The following is a 22,486-nucleotide window of genomic DNA, read 5'->3' as shown; positions in this document are numbered from 1 at the left end:
ATTATTCAGACTTCTTCAAGTCTAATTCACACAAGATGACCAACAAATTTAGCACCAATCTATACTCCCCAGCCTTATTTGATATCACTCAAGACATCATTGGGACACTACCACTAAAACTAATTAAAGAGTGGTTAGAGAGTGAACAAACCCTAGAAGCAGCCTTGAAGTTACTGGAACCGTATAAAGTCACAGGTTATAGCGTATCTTCTGACTCTGCTGGACTGACCAAGTTGACTAAGCAAAAGGGCTTGCTGGAAATTTTGGCAATCATTAACCAGCCCAAAGAAATTGTCTACAGCTTTGGTAGTACCATTGGTGGCAAAGGAGTTGGTATTTGGGCTGCTGACAATACTCAAATGTTTTATCCGACATCTGTTAGTCCAGAAACTCTTTTGTCTGCACTGCTAACGGTTCAACAGGAAATTAGTAAACGTTGCCAAATTAAAATTGGATTGGGCGCACACTATGGCGAGTTTTACTACATTAACGGTGGATTGTATGGATTAGAAGCAGATGCGATCGAAGAGGTTGCTGAAAATGAAACCGAAGGTGGTGAGATAGTTATTAGCCAAGCTTTTTATGACCTATTGCCACCTAACCACAATTTTACTATTACTCAAAAAAGCGAATTAGCAACAGAGATAGGCAATATTTTCCGCGTGGTAGATGGGCCGAGTTTACCAGATGTGCCGCCTTTGAATACCCAATATCCTATTCCCTATTCTGAAACTTTTTATGCTGACTTAGTAGCTTATGAAAGCCGACTGACTGATACTAACTTTGGTAAACAGTTAGCAGATAAGTATTTGCAGAATAAAATTGTTGTCCTAATTGAGCGAGAAAGTCAAGAGGCGGAAGCTCATGAAACTGCTTTATTTACTAATCTGTCGTTTTCTGCTGTAATTAAAGATGTAGGATTGCGTCTTTTAGAGCAAAATCAAGGTACAGAAATCAAGGTAGTAGGTAGTATAGGAATTTATACTTTTGATGATGCTACCGTGGCGCTCAACTTTGTCCAAGCATTACGCCAAGAATTTGCAGCCAGAGGTATTGGTACTCGTATTGGCATTGATGCAGGCCCAGTTTTAATTTTCGATTTAGCACTCGGTGGTAGAGACATTGCTGGTAACCCAGTCAACGTTGCTTCCAAAATGGCTCAAGATAAGGGTCAGTTTGGCAAGTTTTATCTGAGTAGCACGTTGAAAGACTTTTTGGATGTGAGCCAATTTACAGAAATTAAATATACAGTTTCTGGTGTCGAATTTACTATATACGAAGGTTAATTCAACTCTGCTCACTGCGACAGTGGTTAGCAGCTTGTAATAACAGAGATTCGGCAAAAGCGATCGCATCACTTGCAGATTTACCACCAGCTAACTGCACTCTTCGCGCCTAATAGTTACTGCGATGCGATCGCAGGTACTTGAGATTGGCTCAAAAAAATCTTAGTTATGATGGTAGATATAAGCCCTGTTTCTGAGCCACAATGTTGAATATTAAATCGTTTTTATAGGTGAGCATTATGAGCAATAACCTTCCGGCAGACGCTGCAAAAGGTTTTAACTTAGGAGACTTCGATGAATAAAGAGTCGCCTTTTGTGGAAAATGATGGATTGCTCTTGTATAAAGATGGGTACAAGACTCCAGAAATTTTAAACTCATCTTTTTGCATACATCTATTTGGTGAACGAGTTATCGTAGATCACTATGTACTGCTGTTTCCTGATTCAGAAACTCTCACAGACTATGCTAAAACTCTGATCGACTATGATGCCATAATCACCGAAGGCCCAGGAAAATGGCCTGATGATTTTTGTCCTGAGCAAAACCTATTGCCAGAAGATGCTAGTATGTACTTTCTCTCAGCCTTAATGCCGTCAGGCATGATTTTGGTACTGCTTGCGCCTAACGCACCAGACGAACAGATTGCTAGCTTATTCCAGGTGCAAGGTTTTAATACTGTCCATCACGTTGCCATTCTTGTTGATGATATCTATACAGCAGCAGAGGTATGGCAGCAGAAAGGGTTTATTCCTCTGTCTATGACTCCTCAAGAAGATGACTCCTTATGCCAATGGTTTTTCCGCAACTGGGCAGGGCAAATTATAGAGTTAATCTGCCGCCAACGTATTGGTAGAGAAACTTTTTCTTGCGAGAATATCGCTGGTTTACGCCTTTCAGAATTGGCAGCCTAAATTTATAATTCGTAATTCGTAATGACGCGACGCTCCTGCGTCGCTAACGCTTCGCTATCGCGGACTCGCTACCGCTGCGCTAACGTAATTCGTAATTATTTGGTCAAATATGTTCCCCTCGTCTGTGGTTGGCAGCTTGTAATAATAGAGATTCTGCAAAAGCGATCGCGTCAGTTGCAGATTTACCACCAGCTAACTGTGCTAGTTCCTCGCGGCGAGTGTTTAAATTATCCAAGGTAGTAACTCTGACAACGGTACGCTGTTCGGCGTTGTCATTGTTGGCTTTTTTACCTTTGCCTTGATTGATAGTTTGCTTATCTACGCGGAAATGGCGATCGGCCATTGCCGCTACTAAAGGCTGGTGGGTAACACATAATACTTGGTTCCGTTGACTTAGCTGGTGTAATTTTTCAGCGATCGCTTGGGCGACTCTTCCCGAAACCCCGACATCAATTTCATCAAATACCATTGTCCCAGCCGCATCAACCTGAGAAAAACAAGCTTTCAGTGCCAGTAAAAAGCGGCTCATTTCCCCGCCAGAGGCAACTTCCGTTAAAGGTTGCAGTGGTTCTCCAGGGTTGGAACTAAATGTAAAGGTAATTTTATCTGCTCCCATAGCAGTTGGGAAAGCTGGTAATATTTCAACCAGAAATTTCACCTTTTCCATCGCTAGGGGCTTGAGTTCAGCTATTAAACGTGATTCTAAATTAGCAGCCGCCTTACCCCGTAGTTGAGTTAACTGATTACTTGCTTGGGTGAGTTTTTCAAAACATACCTTTTCTTGCTGTTCTAACTTTTCAATAGATTGTTCGCTGTCGTTAAGTTGGGCTAATTCCCCTTGGATACGTTGGTAATAAGCGATCGCTTCTGTAAGCGTCGGCCCATACTTCCGGCAAATTTGCTTTAATTCCTGAATCCGTTCTTCCACCTCTTCCAATCGCTGCGGATCGGCTTCCAAGCCATCCCCATAAGCATTAATCTGTCTTCCCACTTCCATTACCGCAGCTTGCGCGTCCCGCACCAATTCCAACAGGTGTTGCAGCTGGGTATCATATTCCACCATGTCATTTAATATCGCCTCACTGTCTCCCAATAAATCACCTGCGGCGGGAGTTTCATTATCATTTTGATACAAAGCTTGATAAACTTTGTAACTCATTTGTTGCAAATCGACGACATGATTCAGGCGTTCCCGTTCTTGTCCCAACTGTTCCAATTCATTCGGTTCGCTGAGATTGGCTGCTCCCAATTCTTGCACTTGATAAGCGAGCAAGTCGAGTTGTTGCAACCGTTCCCGTTCTGATGTCCGGCGTTTTTCTAGTGCTAAATGCGCCTGTTGGTAGGCACTGAAACTCGTGGCGACTTTATGACGCTGCTGCATCAAGGAGTCACCACCATATAAATCTAACCAGTCGCGGACTTGGGCAGATTGTCCTACTTGTACAGTTTGACCTTGGGCTGTGATTTCCACCAAGCGATCGCGCATTCCTCCCATAATCTGCCGATTTACCAACACGCCATTCACCCGCGATCGACTGCGGATATTACTAGCAGTAGCTGTGATTTCTCGGCTAATGACTACGGAGTTTTCATCAAGCAAATCTATTTCTTGTTCGGTTAACCAAGCGGCTAGGGGGGCATTTGAGGTAAAAGTAGCTTCTACCATCGCCCGACTTGTCCCCGTGCGAATGACTCGACTAGAGACTTTACCGCCCAAAGCGGCATCAATGGCATCCAAGATAATCGACTTTCCAGCGCCGGTTTCACCTGTCAACACATTTAGTCCCGCGCCAAATTCCAATTCCAGTTGGTCAATTAGGGCAAAGTTTTCAATTCGCAGGCAAAGCAACATCAAGCCAAATTCTCCATGAGGGCAGATGCCAAATACTTCCAACTTACAGGATAATAAGTTTCATCTTTTAGCAACTAGCAATACCTACTATTATTGAACTAGTATGCCCACTTAAGTGTAGCAAACCACTGGGTACTGGCGATTGGGTACTGAAAAAGAATTATTTTAATCTTATTTAATCCTAATGCCCAATGCCTAATGGCCCATGTCCAATTCTTAAACATTTTGTTACAATCCTTAATACGATCGTTCTGACTGGTGGCCTTCTTCATGATTGTTAAGACACTTCCCCCTAGTTCCCGACCGATTCAGGAGGACAGTCGCAACGGCGAACTGGACGTTATTGATGTAGTACCAGAAAATGGTACACCAAACTTAGTTGTGCGCTCGCCAAGACTCTTAGCAGCCCAACAGTTGAGAACAACAGCCCAACCTGAGATACTTTACGATCCTGTGGGCATAGCGGCGCATTACCAAAAGAGACGCCTGCAAGTTTTACGGCGGATTTTCGCCGTGTTGGGGCCGACTCTATCCTTTGCTTTTGGGCTGTGGTCGGATAGTAAACGGGGAATTGTCGTCAAAAATGACCGCCGCCGAGCCACTCAGCTACGAGTATTGCTGACCCAATTAGGGCCTGCTTACATCAAAATTGGACAAGCTTTGTCCACCAGGCCGGATCTGGTTCCTCCGGTATACCTAGAAGAATTAACTAAACTACAAGACCAATTACCACCTTTTCCCAACGAACTTGCTTACCAGTTTATCAAAGAAGAATTAGGCGCACCTCCAGAAGAGGTTTACGCCGAACTCTCGGCCCAGCCAATTGCTGCGGCTTCATTGGGGCAAGTCTATAAAGGTAAGCTAAAAACTGGTGAAGAAGTTGCTGTTAAAGTTCAACGTCCCGACTTAAGAGAGGGGATTACCATTGACTTGTATATCTTGCGTAACCTCGCCGCTTGGGTGCAGAGAAAGGTCAAACGGGTAAGAAGTGACTTAGTTGGGATTCTCGATGAATTAGGCGATCGCATTTTTGAAGAGATGGATTACATCCACGAGGGTGAAAATGCGGAGCGATTTTTCGAGTTGTACGGTCATATAAAAGACGTATATGTACCGAAAATTTACTGGGAATACACCAATCGCCGCGTCTTGACGATGGAGTGGATTAACGGTACTAAATTAACCCAGACAGAAGAAATTAGCGCCCAAGGCATAGATGCTCGTTATCTAATTGAAGTGGGTGTGCAGTGTTCGCTGCGTCAGCTGCTAGAACATGGATTTTTCCATGCAGATCCCCACCCTGGTAATTTGTTAGCAACAACCGATGGTAAATTAGCTTATCTCGACTTTGGGATGATGAGCGAGATTAAGCCACCACAGCGCTACGGTTTAATTGAAGCGATCGTCCACGTCGTCAACCGCGACTTTGAAGGATTAGCAAAAGATTACGTTAAGTTAGATTTCTTATCACCAGAAACCGATTTAACACCAATTATCCCAGCTTTTGCGAGAGTCTTTGCTGATGCCGAAGGAGCTAGTGTTGCCGATCTTAATATTAAAAGCATTACCGATGAACTATCGGCTTTGATGTATGAGTATCCTTTCCGCGTACCGCCTTACTACGCCTTAATTATTCGCTCTCTGGTGACGCTGGAAGGTATTGCAATATATATAGATCCCAACTTTAAAGTTCTTAGCGAAGCTTATCCCTACGTTTCCAAACGCTTGTTAACCGATCCAGCACCGCAATTAAGAGCATCATTACAAGATTTGCTATTTAAAGATGGCAGATTTCGCTGGAACCGCTTAGAAAACTTGTTAAAAAATGCGCGTAATAGTCAAGATTACGACTTTAAATTAGTGCTGAATCAGGGGATAGAATTTTTGTCATCTGAACGCGGTACTTTTATTCGTGACAAGCTAGTAGATGAATCTGTTAACGGACTCGATGCTTTAGGTAAAAATGTTTTGCATAACTTCACCTATTTGCTGCGGGAACGCGTTGGGTTGACAGCAGTTAATGAAACTCCGGCAGCGACAGTTGAGCAACAACAAACCTTGGAGCATATCAAACGGATATTAGGTATTCTCCGAGAAACACGAGGCTTTGATCCAATGCAACTTGCGTCCCAAATTGCCCAGTTATTGGTAAACTCCGATGTACAGCGTTTGGGTCAACAAATTGCCAACCGCTTCACGCAAAAGGCTGTAGCTAGATTAATTCGGCAATTATTGGCATCCTAGTAAAAGTTATGAGTTAAAAACTTTCTTTAACTCATAAATTATTCCTTTTAGCAGCTATATAACCCAGCTTTTCCAGCTTTTCTAAGACCTTAGTTGCACTTTGAATAACGCTTTCTTGGTTAGTTTTGCATTCGACTTCCGGACGGAGTGGTATTTCATAAGGATCGTCAATACCAGTGAAGTGCTTAATCTCCCCGGATCTTGCTTTTTTATATAATCCTTTTACGTCTCGCTGTTCACAAACTTCTAATGATGCATTCACGTAAACTTCAATGAAAGATGGAATACTTTGGCGCACCTCTTCCCGAATTTCGCGGTAAGGTGAAATGGCCGAAACCAATACAATTACATTATTTCTGGCAAGAAGGTGAGCTACAAAGCCAATGCGCCGAATATTCTCTTCTCGATCCTCTTTAGTGAAACCCAACCCTTTGCATAAGTTCTGACGTACTGCATCACCATCTAGAACTTCAACTCTATATCCCTGTATCCGCAGTTCCTTCTCCACGAATTGACAGATAGTAGTTTTACCTGCACCACTTAAACCAGTGAACCATACTGTCACGCCATACTCTTGTTGTTTCATCTTACCTCCGTCATACACTTCAAATGACACACTCAAAAAAGCTTTTTTGGGTAATTTTAGGTCAAATAACAATTTTATTTTTATAATCCTTTCTTAGCAGGAATTTCAGACGTTACTTGGTAGCTCGTATAAGTCTTGCTAGTTTTACCGCTACTCATTTCGAGCTAAGGAATCGCAGTTACACGTATTTCGGCTCAAAATTTAATACAGAGGCTGGCGATGTCTACGACAGGCTGTTTGGTAACGCACTTTCTCAAGCTTAACCATCAGCTTCGTGGCTATAGGAACCAAACCTGCTGACCCAGGTTGCAAATTATTGGGGTTTTGACCAAGTTTTATATTCAGTATATATACAGTTTTTATTTAAATAAATAGTCATTATTATAACAGTAATATCCCAAATAAGACTTAGCACTAACACATTATAAAAAAAAACTAAGTTCAAAATGTCTACAAAGTTAGAGACAGTCCAGCCGGCAGTGCGACCTATTATCTGGGGGGCTATTCCTTCGGTTGCTGTTCTTGCTACACATTTGTTTATTGACAATGATGCTACGCCTAGTGCTCTGTCTCATTAATTCTGAGAGGTTCGTAGTGAGTGACATCAACCACTAGTACACTTTGGCGGAAATTTGCCTACCTTTAACAGGGACTTAAGCCCTAAGTCTTATTAATTGAGGTGGTAGCTGGATTTAAGCACCCGCTGTACTAGTGGTCTGTTTCATTAACTTTGCAGGGTTTGTAGTGAGCGATTTATCGCTCAATTTTAAGGGCTAGAGCCACTGAGTATTTTTGTACTCAACTAAGCCCAAGCTTTTTCAACAAAATCTGATAATTCAACTTAATTTATGTTAGCCACCTCTAGCACTACTGCCCCAGAAGAGAATAACTTAATTCAGTGTGATGCCGATCCGGAATTTATCTCCTGGCTGAGTCAAGCTGGAGGCTCAGTTGCCATCACCACCTACCAAGCCGGAAAACTGGCACTAGTGGGCTGGAATGGGGAACAGATTACCATGCTGTTACGCCAATTTTCCAAACCGATGGGGTTAGCAGTTCATGGTTCACGTCTGGCACTGGCTAGCCATCACGAAGTCTGTTTATTAGCTAATGCAAGAGCATTAGCTTATGAGTTCTTAGAAGACCAGCCCGGACGCTACGATGCCCTCTATCTACCACGGATGGCATATTTCACAGGCGACCTCAACATTCACGACCTGGAATTTGGCAGAGAAGGGCTGTGGATTGTCAACACCCGCTTTTCCTGCCTTTCTGCCTTGAGTCCAGACTTTAGCTTTGTACCGCGCTGGCATCCCAAATTTATTTCCGAAGTAGTGCCAGAAGACCGCTGCCACCTGAATGGGTTAGCGATGGTGGATGGCAAACCTAAATATGTGACTGCCCTCGGTGCGACAGATACCGTTGGGGGGTGGCGGCCGGGTAAGGCCAACGGTGGGGTAGTTGTGGAAGTAGAGAGCAATGAAATTATTGTAGATGGATTATCAATGCCCCATTCCCCAATCTGGCATGACGGGTTTTTGTGGCTACTCAACTCTGGGGAAGGGGAAATATGGCGCATTCATCCGGAATCAGGAGACAAACAGGTAGTCTGTGTACTCCCTGGATTTTTGCGGGGGTTATGCTGCGTGGGATATTACGCCCTTGTAGGACTTTGCCAGATTCGGGAACGGCATATTTTTGGGGGGTTACCCATTGCCCAAAGGTTTGAGCAGTTGCTATGTGGCGTGGCAGTCGTAGATTTACGAAATGGTCAACAGGTGGGGATGCTGAAGTTCACCACAGGCTGTCAAGAGCTTTATGATGTGCAGTTCCTTGCTGGCGTGCAGCGTCCAATGGTTTTAAATCAGGAACGAAAAGAAATCCGCCAAGCATTTACTGCACCAGAGTTGAACTACTGGCTGCGACCGAGTGCAGTGATTCCTAATGACTAAGGAATCTGCTTAATCAGAGCGTAATTGTTGAAATCAAATCTTTAGTTTTTTCAGAGGTTTTTCATGAGTGAATTCAAAGTCAATACTTACACCAGCAACGAGCAAGTTAACCCTACAGTAGCGATAGATGCCACTGGGGACTTTGTTATTTCCTGGCAAAGCTATGGTCAAGACGGGTCTGGCAATGGGATATATGCCCAACGCTACAACAGTGCCGGGGTAGCTCAAGGAAACGAATTCAAAGTCAATACCACCACCAGTGGCGATCAAATCAACCCTACAGTAGCGATGGATAATGCTGGGGACTTTGTCGTTTCCTGGCAAAGCTCAGACGGTTCTGGCAATGGGATATATGCCCAACGCTACAACAGTGCCGGGGTCGCTCAAGGAGGCGAATTTAAAGTCAATACCTCTACCAGCAACGAGCAAGTTAACCCTACAGTAGCGATAGATGCCACTGGGGACTTTGTCATTTCCTGGCAAAGCCAAGACGGGTCTGGCACTGGGATATATGCCCAACGCTACAACAGTGCCGGGGTCGCTCAAGGAAACGAATTTAGGGTCAATACCTACACCGGCGACAATCAAATTAACCCCACAGTAGCGATGGATGCCGCTGGGGACTTTGTCATTTCCTGGCAAAGCTATTATCAGGATGATTCTTACTATGGGATATATGCCCAACGATACAGCAGTGCCGGGGTAGCTCAAGGAAATGAATTCAGAGTCAATACTTATACCGCCAAGAATCAAGCGAACTCCACAGTAGCAATGGATGCTACTGGAAACTTTGTCATTTCCTGGCAAAGCCTTGGTCAAGACGGGGCTAGCTATGGGATATATGCCCAACGATACAGCAGTGCCGGGGTAGCTCAAGGAAACGAATTCAAAGTCAATACTTACACCACCAGCAGTCAAGCTAACCCCACAGTAGCGATAAATTCCAATAATGGAGATTTTGTCATTTCCTGGACTAGCGATGGTCAAGACGGCTCTAGCGATGGAATATATGCCCAACGCTACAACAGTGCCGGGGTAGCTCAAGGAAACGAATTCAGAGTCAATACCTATACCGATAGCTTTCAAAATTCCTCCACAGTAGCGCTCGGCAGCAATGGGGAGTATGTCATTTCCTGGCAAAGCCTTGGTCAAGACGGGTCGAACAATGGGATATATGCCCAAGTCTACAACGGCTCTATTCCCCCGACAATCACCTCTACTTCTGCCTCTGCCTTGGGCTACATCGAAAACGCCATTACAGCTATTGACTCAAACATTACCGTCAGTGATACAGACTCTCCCAACCTGGCTAGTGCAACCGTCACCATTACCAATGGTTTAGTTTCTGCTCAAGATATTCTCGCCTTCACCGACCAAAATGGGATTACGGGCAGCTACAACAGCAACACAGGTGTCTTAACCTTAACTGGCAGTTCCAGCGTTGCTAACTATCAAACTGCACTGCGTTCCATTACTTATACCAACAGCAGTGATGACCCCAATACTACACCTCGTACCATCAGCTTTATAGTTAATGATGGGACTGCTAGTAGTACCGCCCTTACCCGCAATATTAATATTACGGCGGTGAATGATGCGGCCGTTGCTACTGGTACTAACGCTGCCCTGACATACACCGAGAAAGCCACTACAGCTATTGACTCAGGCATCACCGTCAGCGATGTAGACTCCGCTAACCTAGTTAGTGCCAGCGTCAGCATTAGCAGTGGCTTCATCTCTACTCAAGACGTTCTTGCCTTCACCAACCAAAATGGGATTACGGGCAGCTACAACAGCAATACAGGTGTCTTAACCTTAACAGGTAGTTCCAGCGTTGCTAATTATCAAAACGCACTGCGTTCCATTACTTATACCAACAGCAGTGATAACCCCAGTACCACAACTCGTACTGTCAGCTTTATCGTCAATGATGGGACTGCTAATAGTACCGCCATTACCCGCGATATTAATATTACGGCAGTTAATAATGCACCCGTCGCTACTGCCACAAACTCGGCCTTAGCATACACTGAGAACGCCATTACAGCAATCGACTCAGGTATCACCGTTAGCGATGCAGACTCCGCTAACCTGGCTAGTGCCACCGTCAGAATTACCAGTGGTTTTGTCTCTGCTCAAGATACCCTCGCTTTCACCAACCAAAATGGAATTACTGGCAGCTACAACAGCAGCACTGGTGTTTTAACCTTAACTGGCAGTGCCACCGTTGCTAATTATCAAACTGCACTGCAATCTATTACTTATACCAACAGCAGCGATAACCCCAGTACTACAGCTCGTACCGTCAGCTTTGTCGTCAATGATGGGACTGCTAATAGTGCCACAGTTACCCGCAATATTAATATTACGGCGGTGAATGATGCTCCCGTTGCTGTTAACGACAAAATCACCACAAACAAAAACGCACCCGTTATCATTAGCGCTACTAGTCTGTTAAGCAATGATACAGATGTTGATATTAGTGACGTATTGAGCATTACTGGCTTCACTCCACCTAGCCAAGGAACCTTAGTTAACAACAACAATGGTACTTACACTTATACGCCTGGCCAAAACTATTATGGCTCCGACGGCTTCACTTACACCATAAGTGATGGGCACGGAGGCAGTAGCACTGCTACTGTCAACTTGACCATTAATGAAATCACCCCTCCGATTAATGGCACTTCAGGTGCAGATAACCTGACTGGTACGGTGAACAGCGATAGCATCTCAGGATTGCTGGGCAATGACACGCTCCAAGGATTAGGTGATAGTGACACACTCGATGGCGGTGATGGTAATGATTCTTTAGATGGTGGTACAGGAGATGACAGTCTCATTGGTGGTAAAGGCAATGACACTTATATTGTGGACAGCATCGGCGACACTATTACTGAAGGCTTAAATGCAGGCACAGATTTAGTTAAGTCTTCAGTGAGTTGGGTGTTGGGAGCTAACCTGGAAAACTTGACTCTGACTGGAACCGACGCAATAAATGGTACTGGTAACAGCCTTAATAACATTCTGACGGGAAATACTGGTGCTAACATCTTGAGCGGGGAAGTTGGCAATGACACCTTGTTGGGTGGTGCAGGCAATGACACATTATTGGGCGGTGCAGGCAACGACATCTTGGATGGAGGTACAGGATCTGATAGTCTCAATGGTGGAGTCGGCAATGACACTTATACCGTAGACAATGTTAGCGATATTATTGTTGAAGGCTTAAATGCAGGCACAGATTTAGTTAAGTCTTCCGTGAGTTTTGTGTTAGCAGATAACGTGGAGAACTTAACCCTGACTGGAACCGACGCAATCGATGGTACTGGTAACAGCCTTAATAACATCCTGATTGGAAATACTGGTGCTAATAAGTTGACCGGAGGAGATGGTAACGATAGTCTCTTTGGTAGCTCAGGCAATGACACCTTATTGGGCGGTGCAGGTAATGACACCTTGGATGGAGGTTTAGGAACTGACAGTTTTGATGGTGGAGCCGGCAATGACATTTATACTGTAGATAACCTGAACGATTTTATTACTGAAGGCTTAAATGCAGGCATAGATTTAGTTAAGTCTTCGGTGAGTTGGGTGTTGGCAGATAACTTGGATAACTTGACCCTGACTGGAAGCGCGGCAATCAATGGTACTGGTAACAGCCTTAATAACATCCTGATTGGAAATACTGGTGCTAATAAGTTGAGCGGGGGAGATGGTAACGATAGCCTCTTTGGTAGTTCAGGTAATGACAGCTTGTTAGGCGGTGCAGGCGATGATACTTTGGATGGGGGTGTAGGAATTGATACTCTCAATGGTGGAGTCGGCAATGACATTTACACTGTAGATAATCTCGGCGATATTATTATTGCCGAAGGCTTAAATTCAGGCACAGATTTAGTCAAGTCTGCTGTGAATTGGGTATTAGGAGAGAACTTTGAGAACTTGACCCTGACTGGAACCGCGACAATTGGTACTGGTAACAGCCTTGATAACATCCTGGTCGGAAATGCTGCTGCGAACACCTTGACCGGAGGAGATGGTAACGATAGCCTTTTTGGTAGCTCAGGCAATGACACCTTGTTGAGTGGTACAGGCGATGACACCTTGGATGGAGGTACAGGAATTGATAGTCTCAATGGTGGAGTCGGCAATGACACTTATACCGTAGACAATGTTAGCGATATTATTGTTGAAGGCTTAAATGCAGGCACAGATTTAGTTAACTCTTCGGTAAATTGGGTCTTGGGAGATAACCTAGAGAACTTGACCCTGATTGGAACTGGGGCAATTACTGCTACTGGTAATAGCCTTAATAACATCCTGATTGGAAATACTGGTGCTAATACGTTATCAGGAGGAGATGGTAATGATAACCTCTTTGGTGGTTTAGGTAATGACAGCTTATTAGGCGGTGTAGGAAACGATAGCCTCTTTGGTGGAATCGGTAAAGATACGCTGACTGGTGGAGCTGGACAAGATAGCTTATATCTGACTGATACCCGCACTGGAGGCTATGATACTATTACTGATTTTACTGTTGGAGATGATACTATCTTCATTTCTAAGGCGGAATTCGGACTAAGCCAATCTCAGGATATGACACTCGATTCGGGCTTATTCCGACTTGGTACGATCGCTACAGCTGGAAGCGATCGCTTTATCTACAATCAAACTACGGGCAACCTATTCTTTGATAAAGATGGATTGGGCGGTACAGCACAAGTTCAGATAGCCCAGTTCTCCAATCAGGTACTGCTTGGTAGTGCAAATATTACTGTGATTGCCTAATTATGCTAAGACAATTAACTTAGCATAAACTTACGTAGGGACGCGAAATTTCGTGTCCCTACGTGCTTGTGGGTTATAGGGAATACAATTAATTTTAACTTTCCTCTTGGGGATAGCCGTTTTTCTCGCGTTTGAGGCTTTCTTCTAAGGCTTGAATTTGTTCGCGACGAGCTTCCAATTCTAAGGAACGCCGCGCTAAGTCTTGATTTTGCAATGTCAGGGATTGTCGCCAATGTTCTGCTCGCTCGGCTTCGTGCTGCAAAAATTCCGGGGTAATGCCGATGGTGAGGTAGTTTTGTACCAGATGGAGTACCCAGTTGGTAGCGTCTTCTAGTCTTTCAATGTCGCCTGTAGGGGAAAGTTCTACTAAAACAAGCAAGTTTTCACTCATAATCTTTCCCTTTCCTAACAGAATGAAAGCCTCTTCTGGAATTATCGCCCACAAGTTATCAGCTTCTTGACGCGCCAACAAGCGTAACTGGTGCTGGTCTAAAAAATCGTTTTTACGCACCTGGGCTAGATATAGCATGAGGGTCGCTTCGCTCCAATTAAAAATTAAAAATTAAAAAAATTTAATAAAATAATAAGTCCCAGAATTAAGATTTGGATCTTGTTAATTGGTAATGGGTAATTGGGAATTAATAATCCGATTACCCATTACAGTTATCCTAAGCCACGCAGGCGATGACTAGGACAACCCCTTCAGACGCTCGCGCAAAATTTCAGCTTGCTTCTGTGCTTCTGCTAAGGCATCACGCGCTCCCTGTACCACGTCAGCCCTAGCTCTATCTACGAAACTAGGATTGTTTAATCTGGTACTCAGGGATTGAACTTCAGCTTCAGCTTTACTCAAGCTTTTTTCTAGCTTGGCACGCACAGCTTCAATATCTACCACACCGCTTAGAGGAATTAGCACTTGTATTGTACCAATCACACCTGCGATCGCATTTTCTGGTTCTTGTGGTTGTTCTAACTCACTCTGGGGGAAAAATCGGCTCCATAAACTTTGTCTTGCTTGAGCAGTGAGTAAATTTTGGCTAATAAACCACGCTGTGTAACCAAAACCAACTAGTTCAAAGAAAGTTCCGATGATGGGAATATCATCAATGGCATTTCCCGCAGCTAAACCCACTCTACCAAAGACAATGGCCACAAGAATTAAGCCAATTGTCTTCAAACCCCTCTGAGGTTTTTTAGCAGCAATAGTTTGGTTTTCTTGCTTGTCAGTAATGGTTAAAGTCTCAACTTTTGCCAAATCTTTAATATAAGACTGTCCCGCAGTAAGGATTTCCCGCTCTTTCTCACTTTCAGTTTGCAAATTCGCTGTTACTTTTACCCCTGGTTTAATATCTGCTTCAGCACGCAAATTCCGAATTGTGCGGATAGTACCAATCAGCAATTCAAACTGTTCTTCTAAAGCTAAATCAATTAAGTTTGCATCTATCTGAGGATATACTTGCAATGGTAAAGTTTGCGGGGAATCTGCTGGTTGTTGGGTGAGAGTTTGCCAAATTTCTTCGGTAATATGAGGCATCAACGGATGAAGCAGTTTTAAAATTCCTTCCAATATGTAGCCGAGAGTTTGCTGTGCTACCCGCCGCGATGCTGGATCGGCATCTGCTTGCAATCTGGATTTCGCTAGTTCAATATACTGGTCGCAGAAATCACCCCAGATGAATTCGTAGAGTCCTTTTGCTGCTTCCCCTAAACCGTAATTATCGATGTAATTCGTGGTTTGTTTGATAACTTGATGATACCGCGAGATAATCCAGCGATCGCTCAATTCGGTGGCTACTGGGTTCCCCAATTGTTGCGGTGTCTGTCCATCCAAATTCATCATCACAAATCGGGCAGCGTTCCACAACTTATTTGCAAAGTTGCGCGATGCCTCCACCGATGCTGATTCATCCTTTTTGCGATCGTATTCTAAGCGGATATCTTGACCAGCGCCAGCCACTTCTCTAATTAAGGTATACCGCAGAGCATCCGTACCATATTTGTCAATTAATAACAATGGGTCAATGCCATTACCTTTGGTCTTTGACATCTTCTGACCTTTTTCATCCAGCACTAAGCCGTGGATGTAAACCGTTTGGAAAGGCATTTGCTGCGTAAAATGCCCAGCCATCATAGTCATTCTGGCTACCCAGAAAAAGATGATGTCAAAGCCTGTCACCAAAGTAGTAGTCGGGTAGTAAGTCGCTAAATCTTGAGTTTGTTCCGGCCAGCCCAAAGTCGAAAACGGCCAGAGTCCAGAAGAGAACCAAGTATCTAGCACATCTGGGTCTTGTTCTAACTTGACATTTTCACCAAATTGTGATTTAGCTTTCTCCCAAGCTTCAGTTTCCGACTTTGCCACTACAAACGGCGTGTTATCAGTAATTTGTCCATTAGTTTCACTGATAGCGTACCAAGCCGGAATTTGGTGTCCCCACCATAATTGGCGAGAGATACACCAATCTTTGAGTTTTACTAGCCAATCACGATAGACCTTAGTCCAGCGTTGGGGGACAAACTCTGGAGAAGTTTGCTGGTCGAGGAATTCGAGAGTGTTGTCAGCTAGGGGGCGAATTTTGACGAACCACTGAGTCGAGAGGAGAGGTTCAATAGGTACTTTACCGCGATCGCTGTAAGGAACGGTATGTTTATAATCTTCAATCTTCACCAAAAAGCCATCTGCTTCTAGGCGAGAAACCACATTTTTTCTAGCAACAAAGCGGTCTTGTCCTTGAAACTCCCCAGCATTGGCGTTGAGAGTGCCGTCTTTATTCATAATGTTGATTAACGGCAGATTGTGACGCTTACCCATGTCAAAATCGTTCGGGTCATGGGCGGGAGTTATTTTCACGCAACCCGTGCCGAAAGTGGGATCAACATATTCATCGCCAATAATGGGAATTTCTCGTTGTAGAATGGGCAGAGTTAGAGTTTTGCCGATGAGATGTTTGTAGCGATCGTCATTGGGATTAACCGCTACAGCCGTATCGCCCAGCATCGTTTCTGGTCGGGTTGTCGCCACTTCCACAAAACCGGAACCATCGGTAAGGGGATAGCGGAAGTGCCAGAGATTTCCATTAACCTCTTGATTTTCCACTTCTACATCAGACACAGCCGATTGGGAAGCTGGACACCAGTTAACTAAATATTCTCCACGATAAATTAAGCCTTCCTCGTAAAGGCGGGTAAATGCCTCGACAACAGCTTTGGATAAACCCTCATCCAGAGTAAACCTTTCCCGTGACCAGTCCACCGAGACACCCAAGCGTCGTAGCTGATTCAGAATCGTTCCCTCAGACTCCGCCTTCCATTGCCAAGCGCGTTCTAGGAACTTCTCGCGCCCCAATTCGTAGCGAGTCTTACCCTCTTTCTTAAGTTGCTTTTCCAGCATACTATGTACAGCAATGCTGGCGTGGTCAGTTCCGGGTAGCCATAGGGTATTGCGTCCCTGCATCCGGTGGTAGCGCACGAGGGTATCAATTAAGGCACTTTCAAAGGCGTGACCCATGTGTAAGCTGCCGGTGACATTTGGGGGGGGGATGACGATGCAGTAGGGTTCGCCGCCTTTGTTGGGGTCAGCTTTGTAAACTTGGTTGTCTTCCCAGAATTTTTGCCATTTGGCTTCGGTGGAAAAGGGGTCGTAGAGACTGGGGAGATTGGGAATGGTTGCGGTCATGCGGGAAAACTAAGGAAGGACTCTAATAAATTTTGCCACAGGGTTGGAGAGGGATTGATGGAAACGAACCGCAGAGGCGCAGAGAACACAGAGGGAAGAGAGGTTGGAGAGGAAATGAATCGGCTTACGGGTGAGGTGATTGGGGCGGCGATTGAGGTGCATAGGGTGTTGGGGCCAGGGTTTTTGGAGGAGGTGTATAAGGAGGCGCTAATTATAGAATTTTTCAGGTGCGGGATACCTCATGTGGTTGAGAAGTCGGTAACAGTAAATTACAAAGGACATGAAGTTGGTAAGGGCAGATTAGATTTTCTAGTTTCCAATTGTCTAATTGTGGAATTGAAAGCTGTTCAAAATTTAGCCCCAATCCACGAAGCTCAAGTCCTTTCATACCTTAAAATGACTAATTACCCCTTAGCCCTTCTCATCAACTTTAACGTCCCCCTCCTCAAAGACGGCATCAAACGTATCATTCTCTCTTAATCTCTCTCTGCGCCCTCTGCGCCTCTGCGGTTCGTCCCCCAAATCCATGAAACACCAAACAACCTCCCCTTGGACATTCATCCCCACCCTATATTTCACCTCCGGCATACCTTACATCATCATCAACACAGTTTCCGTAATCTTTTACAAAAAACTCGGAATAGATAATACTCAAATCACCCTGTGGACAAGTTTCCTCTATCTACCTTGGGTCATCAAAATGTTTTGGGCCCCAATTGTCGATACTTACTCTACCAAACGCAAATGGATAATTTACACCCAATTTGCCATGTTCTGCTGCTTGGGTTTGATAGCCATCTCCTTACAACTGCCAAATTTCTTTTTTATCTCCCTCGCAACATTAACAATAGGAGCATTTATTTCTGCAACTTATGACATTGCCACAGATGGCTTTTATCTGTTGGCTTTATCTCCAGAACAACAAGCCTTCTTTGTCGGCATTCGCTCACTGTTTTATAGAATGGCTGTTATCTTCGGTTCAGGGATATTAGTAGTCTTAGCAGGTCAGCTTGAAGTATCACTCAATAATATTCCTTTAAGCTGGACTATAGCTATTGGCTTCTCAGCTTTAATTTTAGCAATCTTGTTTATTTCTCATCGCCTATTTTTACCCTTACCTGAATCAGATAACAAACAACAGCTACAGGCTACAGAAACAATCCCCTTTTGGTCTATCATTAGCTCATATTTTTCTCAAAATAAAATTATAAGTATTTTAGCATTTATCTTACTCTATAGACTTGGCGAAGCAATGCTTGTCAAGATAGCTTCTTTATTTTTATTGGACAAACCAGAAGTAGGCGGTTTAGGGCTATCAACGTCAGATGTCGGATTAGTCTACGGTACATTTGGGGTAATATCCCTAATTTGTGGAGGAATTTTAGGAGGCTTACTAATTTCTAGATATGGATTAAAAAAATGTCTATTTCCTATGGCTTTAGCATTGAATTTACCTGATGTATTTTATGTGTATATGGCTTACACGAAGCCTTCACTCACATTAGTGTATCCCTTGGTTTCCTTGGAGCAATTTGGCTATGGTTTTGGATTTACAGCTTTTAGTGTTTATTTAATGTATATCTGCCAAGGCGAATATAAAACTTCTCATTTTGCCATATCTACTGGCATTATGGCTTTAGGAATGATGTTACCCGGATTAGTAAGCGGTTATTTGCAAAAAGCAGTTGGCTATCCATTATTTTTTGTCTTGGTCTGTTTACTGACCATTCCTGGAATGATTGCTCTATTTTTTATTCCTTTAAAAGAAGAAGCGAAGCGTCAAAATAATTAACCTTATTACAGTTCATGAGTTATGTATTAGGAATAGATGGCGGCGGTAGCAAGACTGTTTGTGTCTTAATGGATGATTTGCATCTAGTGCTAGGTCGTGCTGAAGCAGGCCCATCTAATCATCAGAGTATAGGTATCGAAGCCACTCTACAATCTATTCAATCAGCAATTCACAATGCAGTTGAGGCAGCAATAATTACAAATTCTGTGAATATTGATGCGATATGTTTGGGTTTAGCAGGTGTAGGTCGTGCAACAGATATCGAAGTAGTAAAAGGTTTAGTTAAAAAGTTACAGAATAACAAATTGCCTATTACTTGGGCATTACAGCCAGAGAATATTGTGATTTGTAACGATGCTTTAATTGCTTTAGTCGGTGGAATTGGTCAGCCTGTAGGAATTGTGGTTGCAGCAGGTACTGGTTCGATAGTTTTCGGTCGAAATCATGAAGGACATACTAAGCGAGTCGGCGGCTGGGGGTATATTTTAGGAGATGAAGGTAGCGCCTATAAAATTGCGATCGCAGGCATGAACGCAGCATTAAAATCTTATGATGGACGGGAAATATCAACGAGTTTGCTAGAGGGTTTAAAACAGCATCTTGATTTGAAAAATATAGAAGATTTAATAGAAGTAGTATATCGGCGAGAATGGGGAGTTAAACAGATAGCTGCTTTAGCACCAGTTGTAGATTTTGCAGCAGCGTCAGGTGATATAGTAGCGAATATCATAATTGATGATGCTGTAAAAGAGTTAGTAAAAGCTACATCTACAATAATTGATGCAATTTTTAGTGTTGACTCAGCTTTAGAAGTCGTCACAACAGGAAGTGTGTGGCGCGGTAGATGCAAGATCCATGAAAGATTTGCAGCGTCTCTTATTAAGAAGTTTCCTAATGTAAAGGTGATTTTTCCGAGGTATGAGCCTGCTTATGGTGCTGGTTTGTTAGCGTTACAGACAACTCAAAATTGACGCGAAGAAAGCAATAATATAAGTTTTCAATCTGCAAATATGCGCCCCAAAAAAGTTACTATTTCAGACCAAGCTGCGGTGGTAGCACTAGAATCATAACGATAACCATCGTCGCGCATGAATGTATGTTCTGCTTCATACAAGAAAACTTGGTGAGGGATTTTAGCATTCTCAATTGCTTTGATTATGATTTGGCGATCGCTATCTGGTATATGAGGGTCAAGAGTACCGAACACCATTAGCATCTCGCCTTTGATTTCACTTACCCTCTGGATTGTATCGGCTACCTCTTTACCCAGTTTACCACTGGGAATACCAGTAGGGTAACAGCAGACACAAGCCCGAATTTCGCTTTGAAATGCTGCGCGGAAAGCTAAATGTCCACCAATACAAAAGCCGAGAGTGCCTATTTTATCTGGAGAAACCGCACTCTCTGTTTTCAGAAATTCAATCACAGCAAGGCAATCGGCATCATAATCAGCTACGGAGGTTCGACGCGCATCGTCATTACCCCGCATCCGTCCCAGATCGTCTGGCTCAATTACTAAACCAACTGGCTCTATTCGGTGAAAAATTTCTGGGGCTGCTACTACATAGCCGTATCCTGCTAAGTAGTTAGCTAGACGAATCATTGCATCACCTAACTGATAAATATCACTGTAGAAGACAATACCAGGGTATTTTCCTGCTGCTTTGGGAGCCGCTACATAAACACGCATTAAGCTGCCATCTACTCTTAATTCAACATTGCGCTTAGTGATTTGCACTTTTTTGTCTCCGTGTTACGCTTGCTGTCATTAGCTTCTACACTATAGCGCCGCAGCATCCGGTTACTTTCAACCCACAATTTGGCGTTTTTCTGCCATGATTGCGATCGCTTAATATGCCCAGTGAAGTTTGTCATATTTGCCTTAATACACCCGTTACCTTAGCGACGGTAGGCTATATAGCTGCTGTAAATTTGGCAGCAGCATTAGGTGATATAGTAGCGAATTAAGATAAAATCTTGTCTTTTAAATTAAAAATAATGGATAGTAGCCAAAACTCAAATAAATTCTCTGATTTCAATTCTTTTGAAATAATGAAAAACTACGAAGAAAAATATATTAAACATATTAATAGCTCTAATAATATTTATAACTCTCAAGAACACAAAGATTTCAGGGAAAAAGTAGAAAAGCCATTTAATGATTTTTGTAATTTAATATATCAGCAAATACCAAAAGAAATTGCTTTTTATAATTCACGTACACTAACAAAAGTAGAAGCTGGACAGTTTGTTTTTTCTCAGAAGTTTCGCTTATACAGGTATTTAGATATATTTTCAATTTTATATATAGAAATGACAGAGCGAGGTATAAAAATAGGATTTATATACGAGACAGGTGAAATTTTAGCCAAAAAGATTGGAGAGATTAACCCTCTAATAATGTCCAAAATTGTTGCCAAAGATATACATATATTTCGTGATTTTTGCGATATAGATGATAATAGCTATTTTTGGGAAAAGATAACATTCTAAAAACTTCTTGGAAACATTTAATTGATGAATTTAATCAATGGTTTCAAAATTATCTCCCCTTATTATGGCTAGCAGTATCTAATGAACTAATACCCTCTATTAGCAAGTATATAAATTCCAATAATCCTAATTATAGCTTCAATAACTTTGCTCAAGATATGGGTTTGATAGAAGCAGACTTAGAGCGCTGGATACGCACAATTAATCGTAAAGGTCAAGCAGTTTTATATGGTTCACCTGGAACAGGAAAAACTTATCTTGCTGAAAAGCTTGCTCAACACTTAATCGCTAGTGGTGACGGTTTCTCAGAACTGGTGCAATTTCATCCGTCATACTCTTATGAAGATTTCATTCAAGGCATTCGTCCTCAAAGCCAAAATGGAATATTAGCATATCCACTTGTTCCAGGAAGGTTTTTAGAATTTTGTAAAAAAGCTGAGTCTCGTGAAGATACTTGTGTTTTAATTATTGATGAAATAAACCGTGCAAATTTAGCTCAAGTTTTTGGCGAACTAATGTACTTACTTGAGTACCGAGATAAAGAAATTCCATTAGCTGGCAGTAAGAACTTTCGCATCCCGAAAAATGTCCGCATTATTGGCACAATGAATACAGCAGATAGGTCTATTGCCAATATAGATCATGCACTACGCCGCCGCTTTGCATTTATTGAACTTCGCCCAAACTATGATGTGCTGCGACGTTATCACCTAAAAACAGGTTTTGCAGTAGAGGGATTAATTAATATTTTACAGCAATTAAATCAGGCGATCGCAGATAAAAACTACGAAATTGGTATTTCATTCTTTTTAACAGACAACCTACGGGAAGATATAGAAGATATATGGCGCATGGAAATTGAGCCATATTTAGAAGAGTACTTTTTTAACTAGCTAAAAAAAGTA

Annotated in this window: 16 protein-coding genes; 10 read left to right on the top strand and 6 right to left on the bottom strand. The window is 43.0% G+C overall.

Annotation, left to right across the window (positions count from 1 at the left end):
- The first annotated feature begins 35 nt into the window (after positions 1 to 35).
- Positions 36 to 1,286, top strand: coding sequence for an adenylate/guanylate cyclase domain-containing protein (locus tag V7L01_RS04415; RefSeq protein ID WP_335032290.1), 1,251 nt, complete (start codon positions 36 to 38; stop codon positions 1,284 to 1,286).
- A 294-nt stretch (positions 1,287 to 1,580) separates the two neighbouring features.
- The gene (locus V7L01_RS04410; protein ID WP_335032288.1) at positions 1,581 to 2,198 is read left to right on the top strand and encodes a hypothetical protein; all 618 of its coding nucleotides are present in this window, start codon (positions 1,581 to 1,583) and stop codon (positions 2,196 to 2,198) included.
- 103 nt (positions 2,199 to 2,301) lie between these two features.
- Here the strand turns inward: V7L01_RS04410 and recN are convergent, their stop codons facing one another.
- On the bottom strand, positions 2,302 to 4,050 hold the full coding sequence (gene recN, locus V7L01_RS04405; protein WP_335032286.1) for a DNA repair protein RecN: 1,749 nt from the start codon (positions 4,048 to 4,050) through the stop codon (positions 2,302 to 2,304).
- A gap of 270 nt (positions 4,051 to 4,320) precedes the next feature.
- On the opposite strand from recN, the gene V7L01_RS04400 reads away from it, so the two are divergent.
- Positions 4,321 to 6,294: an ABC1 kinase family protein gene (locus V7L01_RS04400; RefSeq protein WP_335032284.1), complete on the top strand. Its 1,974-nt coding sequence runs from the start codon at positions 4,321 to 4,323 to the stop codon at positions 6,292 to 6,294.
- 31 nt (positions 6,295 to 6,325) lie between these two features.
- Here the strand turns inward: V7L01_RS04400 and cysC are convergent, their stop codons facing one another.
- The gene (gene cysC / locus V7L01_RS04395; RefSeq protein WP_335032282.1) at positions 6,326 to 6,880 is read right to left on the bottom strand and encodes an adenylyl-sulfate kinase; all 555 of its coding nucleotides are present in this window, start codon (positions 6,878 to 6,880) and stop codon (positions 6,326 to 6,328) included.
- A gap of 848 nt (positions 6,881 to 7,728) precedes the next feature.
- On the opposite strand from cysC, the gene V7L01_RS04390 reads away from it, so the two are divergent.
- Positions 7,729 to 8,832, top strand: coding sequence for a TIGR03032 family protein (locus tag V7L01_RS04390; RefSeq protein ID WP_335032280.1), 1,104 nt, complete (start codon positions 7,729 to 7,731; stop codon positions 8,830 to 8,832).
- Positions 8,833 to 8,895: 63 nt separating this feature from the next.
- On the top strand, positions 8,896 to 13,623 hold the full coding sequence (locus V7L01_RS04385; RefSeq protein WP_335032279.1) for a beta strand repeat-containing protein: 4,728 nt from the start codon (positions 8,896 to 8,898) through the stop codon (positions 13,621 to 13,623).
- Between the two features lie 94 nt (positions 13,624 to 13,717).
- Here V7L01_RS04385 and V7L01_RS04380 read toward each other — a convergent pair whose 3' ends face one another.
- Together V7L01_RS04380 and V7L01_RS04375 are read right to left on the bottom strand one after the other, a co-directional pair.
- Positions 13,718 to 14,152 (bottom strand): hypothetical protein, encoded by a 435-nt coding sequence (locus tag V7L01_RS04380; RefSeq protein ID WP_322680011.1) that lies wholly within the window; start codon positions 14,150 to 14,152, stop codon positions 13,718 to 13,720.
- Positions 14,153 to 14,311: 159 nt separating this feature from the next.
- Positions 14,312 to 17,296: a valine--tRNA ligase gene (locus V7L01_RS04375; RefSeq protein ID WP_335032277.1), complete on the bottom strand. Its 2,985-nt coding sequence runs from the start codon at positions 17,294 to 17,296 to the stop codon at positions 14,312 to 14,314.
- 57 nt (positions 17,297 to 17,353) lie between these two features.
- Here V7L01_RS04375 and V7L01_RS04370 point away from each other — a divergent pair, with 57 nt between their 5' ends.
- Genes V7L01_RS04370 through V7L01_RS04360 form a run of 3 tightly spaced genes read left to right on the top strand, consistent with a single transcriptional unit; the run spans position 17,354 to position 20,059 of the window.
- Complete coding sequence (locus tag V7L01_RS04370; protein ID WP_335032276.1) at positions 17,354 to 17,776, top strand: GxxExxY protein; 423 nt, start codon at positions 17,354 to 17,356, stop codon at positions 17,774 to 17,776.
- Between the two features lie 46 nt (positions 17,777 to 17,822).
- On the top strand, positions 17,823 to 19,088 hold the full coding sequence (locus V7L01_RS04365; RefSeq protein ID WP_335032275.1) for an AmpG family muropeptide MFS transporter: 1,266 nt from the start codon (positions 17,823 to 17,825) through the stop codon (positions 19,086 to 19,088).
- Between the two features lie 14 nt (positions 19,089 to 19,102).
- On the top strand, positions 19,103 to 20,059 hold the full coding sequence (locus V7L01_RS04360) for an N-acetylglucosamine kinase (protein WP_335032273.1): 957 nt from the start codon (positions 19,103 to 19,105) through the stop codon (positions 20,057 to 20,059).
- 26 nt (positions 20,060 to 20,085) lie between these two features.
- Here V7L01_RS04360 and V7L01_RS04355 read toward each other — a convergent pair whose 3' ends face one another.
- Both V7L01_RS04355 and V7L01_RS04350 read right to left on the bottom strand, forming a co-directional pair.
- Positions 20,086 to 20,826, bottom strand: coding sequence for a dienelactone hydrolase family protein (locus V7L01_RS04355; protein WP_335032271.1), 741 nt, complete (start codon positions 20,824 to 20,826; stop codon positions 20,086 to 20,088).
- Positions 20,796 to 20,963 (bottom strand): hypothetical protein, encoded by a 168-nt coding sequence (locus V7L01_RS04350; RefSeq protein WP_335032269.1) that lies wholly within the window; start codon positions 20,961 to 20,963, stop codon positions 20,796 to 20,798. The genes V7L01_RS04355 and V7L01_RS04350 overlap by 31 nt, the downstream gene beginning before the upstream one ends.
- Positions 20,964 to 21,086: 123 nt before the next feature.
- Here V7L01_RS04350 and V7L01_RS04345 point away from each other — a divergent pair, with 123 nt between their 5' ends.
- Together V7L01_RS04345 and V7L01_RS04340 are read left to right on the top strand one after the other, a co-directional pair.
- On the top strand, positions 21,087 to 21,581 hold the full coding sequence (locus V7L01_RS04345; protein ID WP_335032267.1) for a hypothetical protein: 495 nt from the start codon (positions 21,087 to 21,089) through the stop codon (positions 21,579 to 21,581).
- Positions 21,560 to 22,474 carry an McrB family protein gene (locus V7L01_RS04340; protein ID WP_335032265.1) on the top strand — a complete coding sequence of 305 codons (915 nt, stop codon included), beginning with the start codon at positions 21,560 to 21,562 and terminating at the stop codon, positions 22,472 to 22,474. Before V7L01_RS04345 ends, V7L01_RS04340 begins: the two co-directional genes overlap by 22 nt.
- Positions 22,475 to 22,486: the final 12 nt, after the last annotated feature.

Source organism: Nostoc sp. (assembly GCF_036917095.1).
Classification (GTDB): Bacteria; Cyanobacteriota; Cyanobacteriia; order Cyanobacteriales; family Nostocaceae; genus Nostoc.
This window is presented reverse-complemented; position numbering and strand designations above follow the sequence as displayed.

Bases quoted from the DNA above. Each gene is read 5' to 3' on its own strand.
- V7L01_RS04415 (WP_335032290.1), top strand. From the start codon at position 36: ATGACCAACAAATTTAGCACCAATCTATACTCCCCAGCCTTATTTGAT.
- V7L01_RS04410 (WP_335032288.1), top strand. From the start codon at position 1,581: ATGAATAAAGAGTCGCCTTTTGTGGAAAATGATGGATTGCTCTTGTAT.
- recN (WP_335032286.1), bottom strand. From the start codon at position 4,050: ATGTTGCTTTGCCTGCGAATTGAAAACTTTGCCCTAATTGACCAACTG.
- V7L01_RS04400 (WP_335032284.1), top strand. From the start codon at position 4,321: ATGATTGTTAAGACACTTCCCCCTAGTTCCCGACCGATTCAGGAGGAC.
- cysC (WP_335032282.1), bottom strand. From the start codon at position 6,880: ATGAAACAACAAGAGTATGGCGTGACAGTATGGTTCACTGGTTTAAGT.
- V7L01_RS04390 (WP_335032280.1), top strand. From the start codon at position 7,729: ATGTTAGCCACCTCTAGCACTACTGCCCCAGAAGAGAATAACTTAATT.
- V7L01_RS04385 (WP_335032279.1), top strand. From the start codon at position 8,896: ATGAGTGAATTCAAAGTCAATACTTACACCAGCAACGAGCAAGTTAAC.
- V7L01_RS04380 (WP_322680011.1), bottom strand. From the start codon at position 14,152: ATGCTATATCTAGCCCAGGTGCGTAAAAACGATTTTTTAGACCAGCAC.
- V7L01_RS04375 (WP_335032277.1), bottom strand. From the start codon at position 17,296: ATGACCGCAACCATTCCCAATCTCCCCAGTCTCTACGACCCCTTTTCC.
- V7L01_RS04370 (WP_335032276.1), top strand. From the start codon at position 17,354: ATGGAAACGAACCGCAGAGGCGCAGAGAACACAGAGGGAAGAGAGGTT.
- V7L01_RS04365 (WP_335032275.1), top strand. From the start codon at position 17,823: ATGAAACACCAAACAACCTCCCCTTGGACATTCATCCCCACCCTATAT.
- V7L01_RS04360 (WP_335032273.1), top strand. From the start codon at position 19,103: ATGAGTTATGTATTAGGAATAGATGGCGGCGGTAGCAAGACTGTTTGT.
- V7L01_RS04350 (WP_335032269.1), bottom strand. From the start codon at position 20,963: ATGACAAACTTCACTGGGCATATTAAGCGATCGCAATCATGGCAGAAA.
- V7L01_RS04345 (WP_335032267.1), top strand. From the start codon at position 21,087: ATGGATAGTAGCCAAAACTCAAATAAATTCTCTGATTTCAATTCTTTT.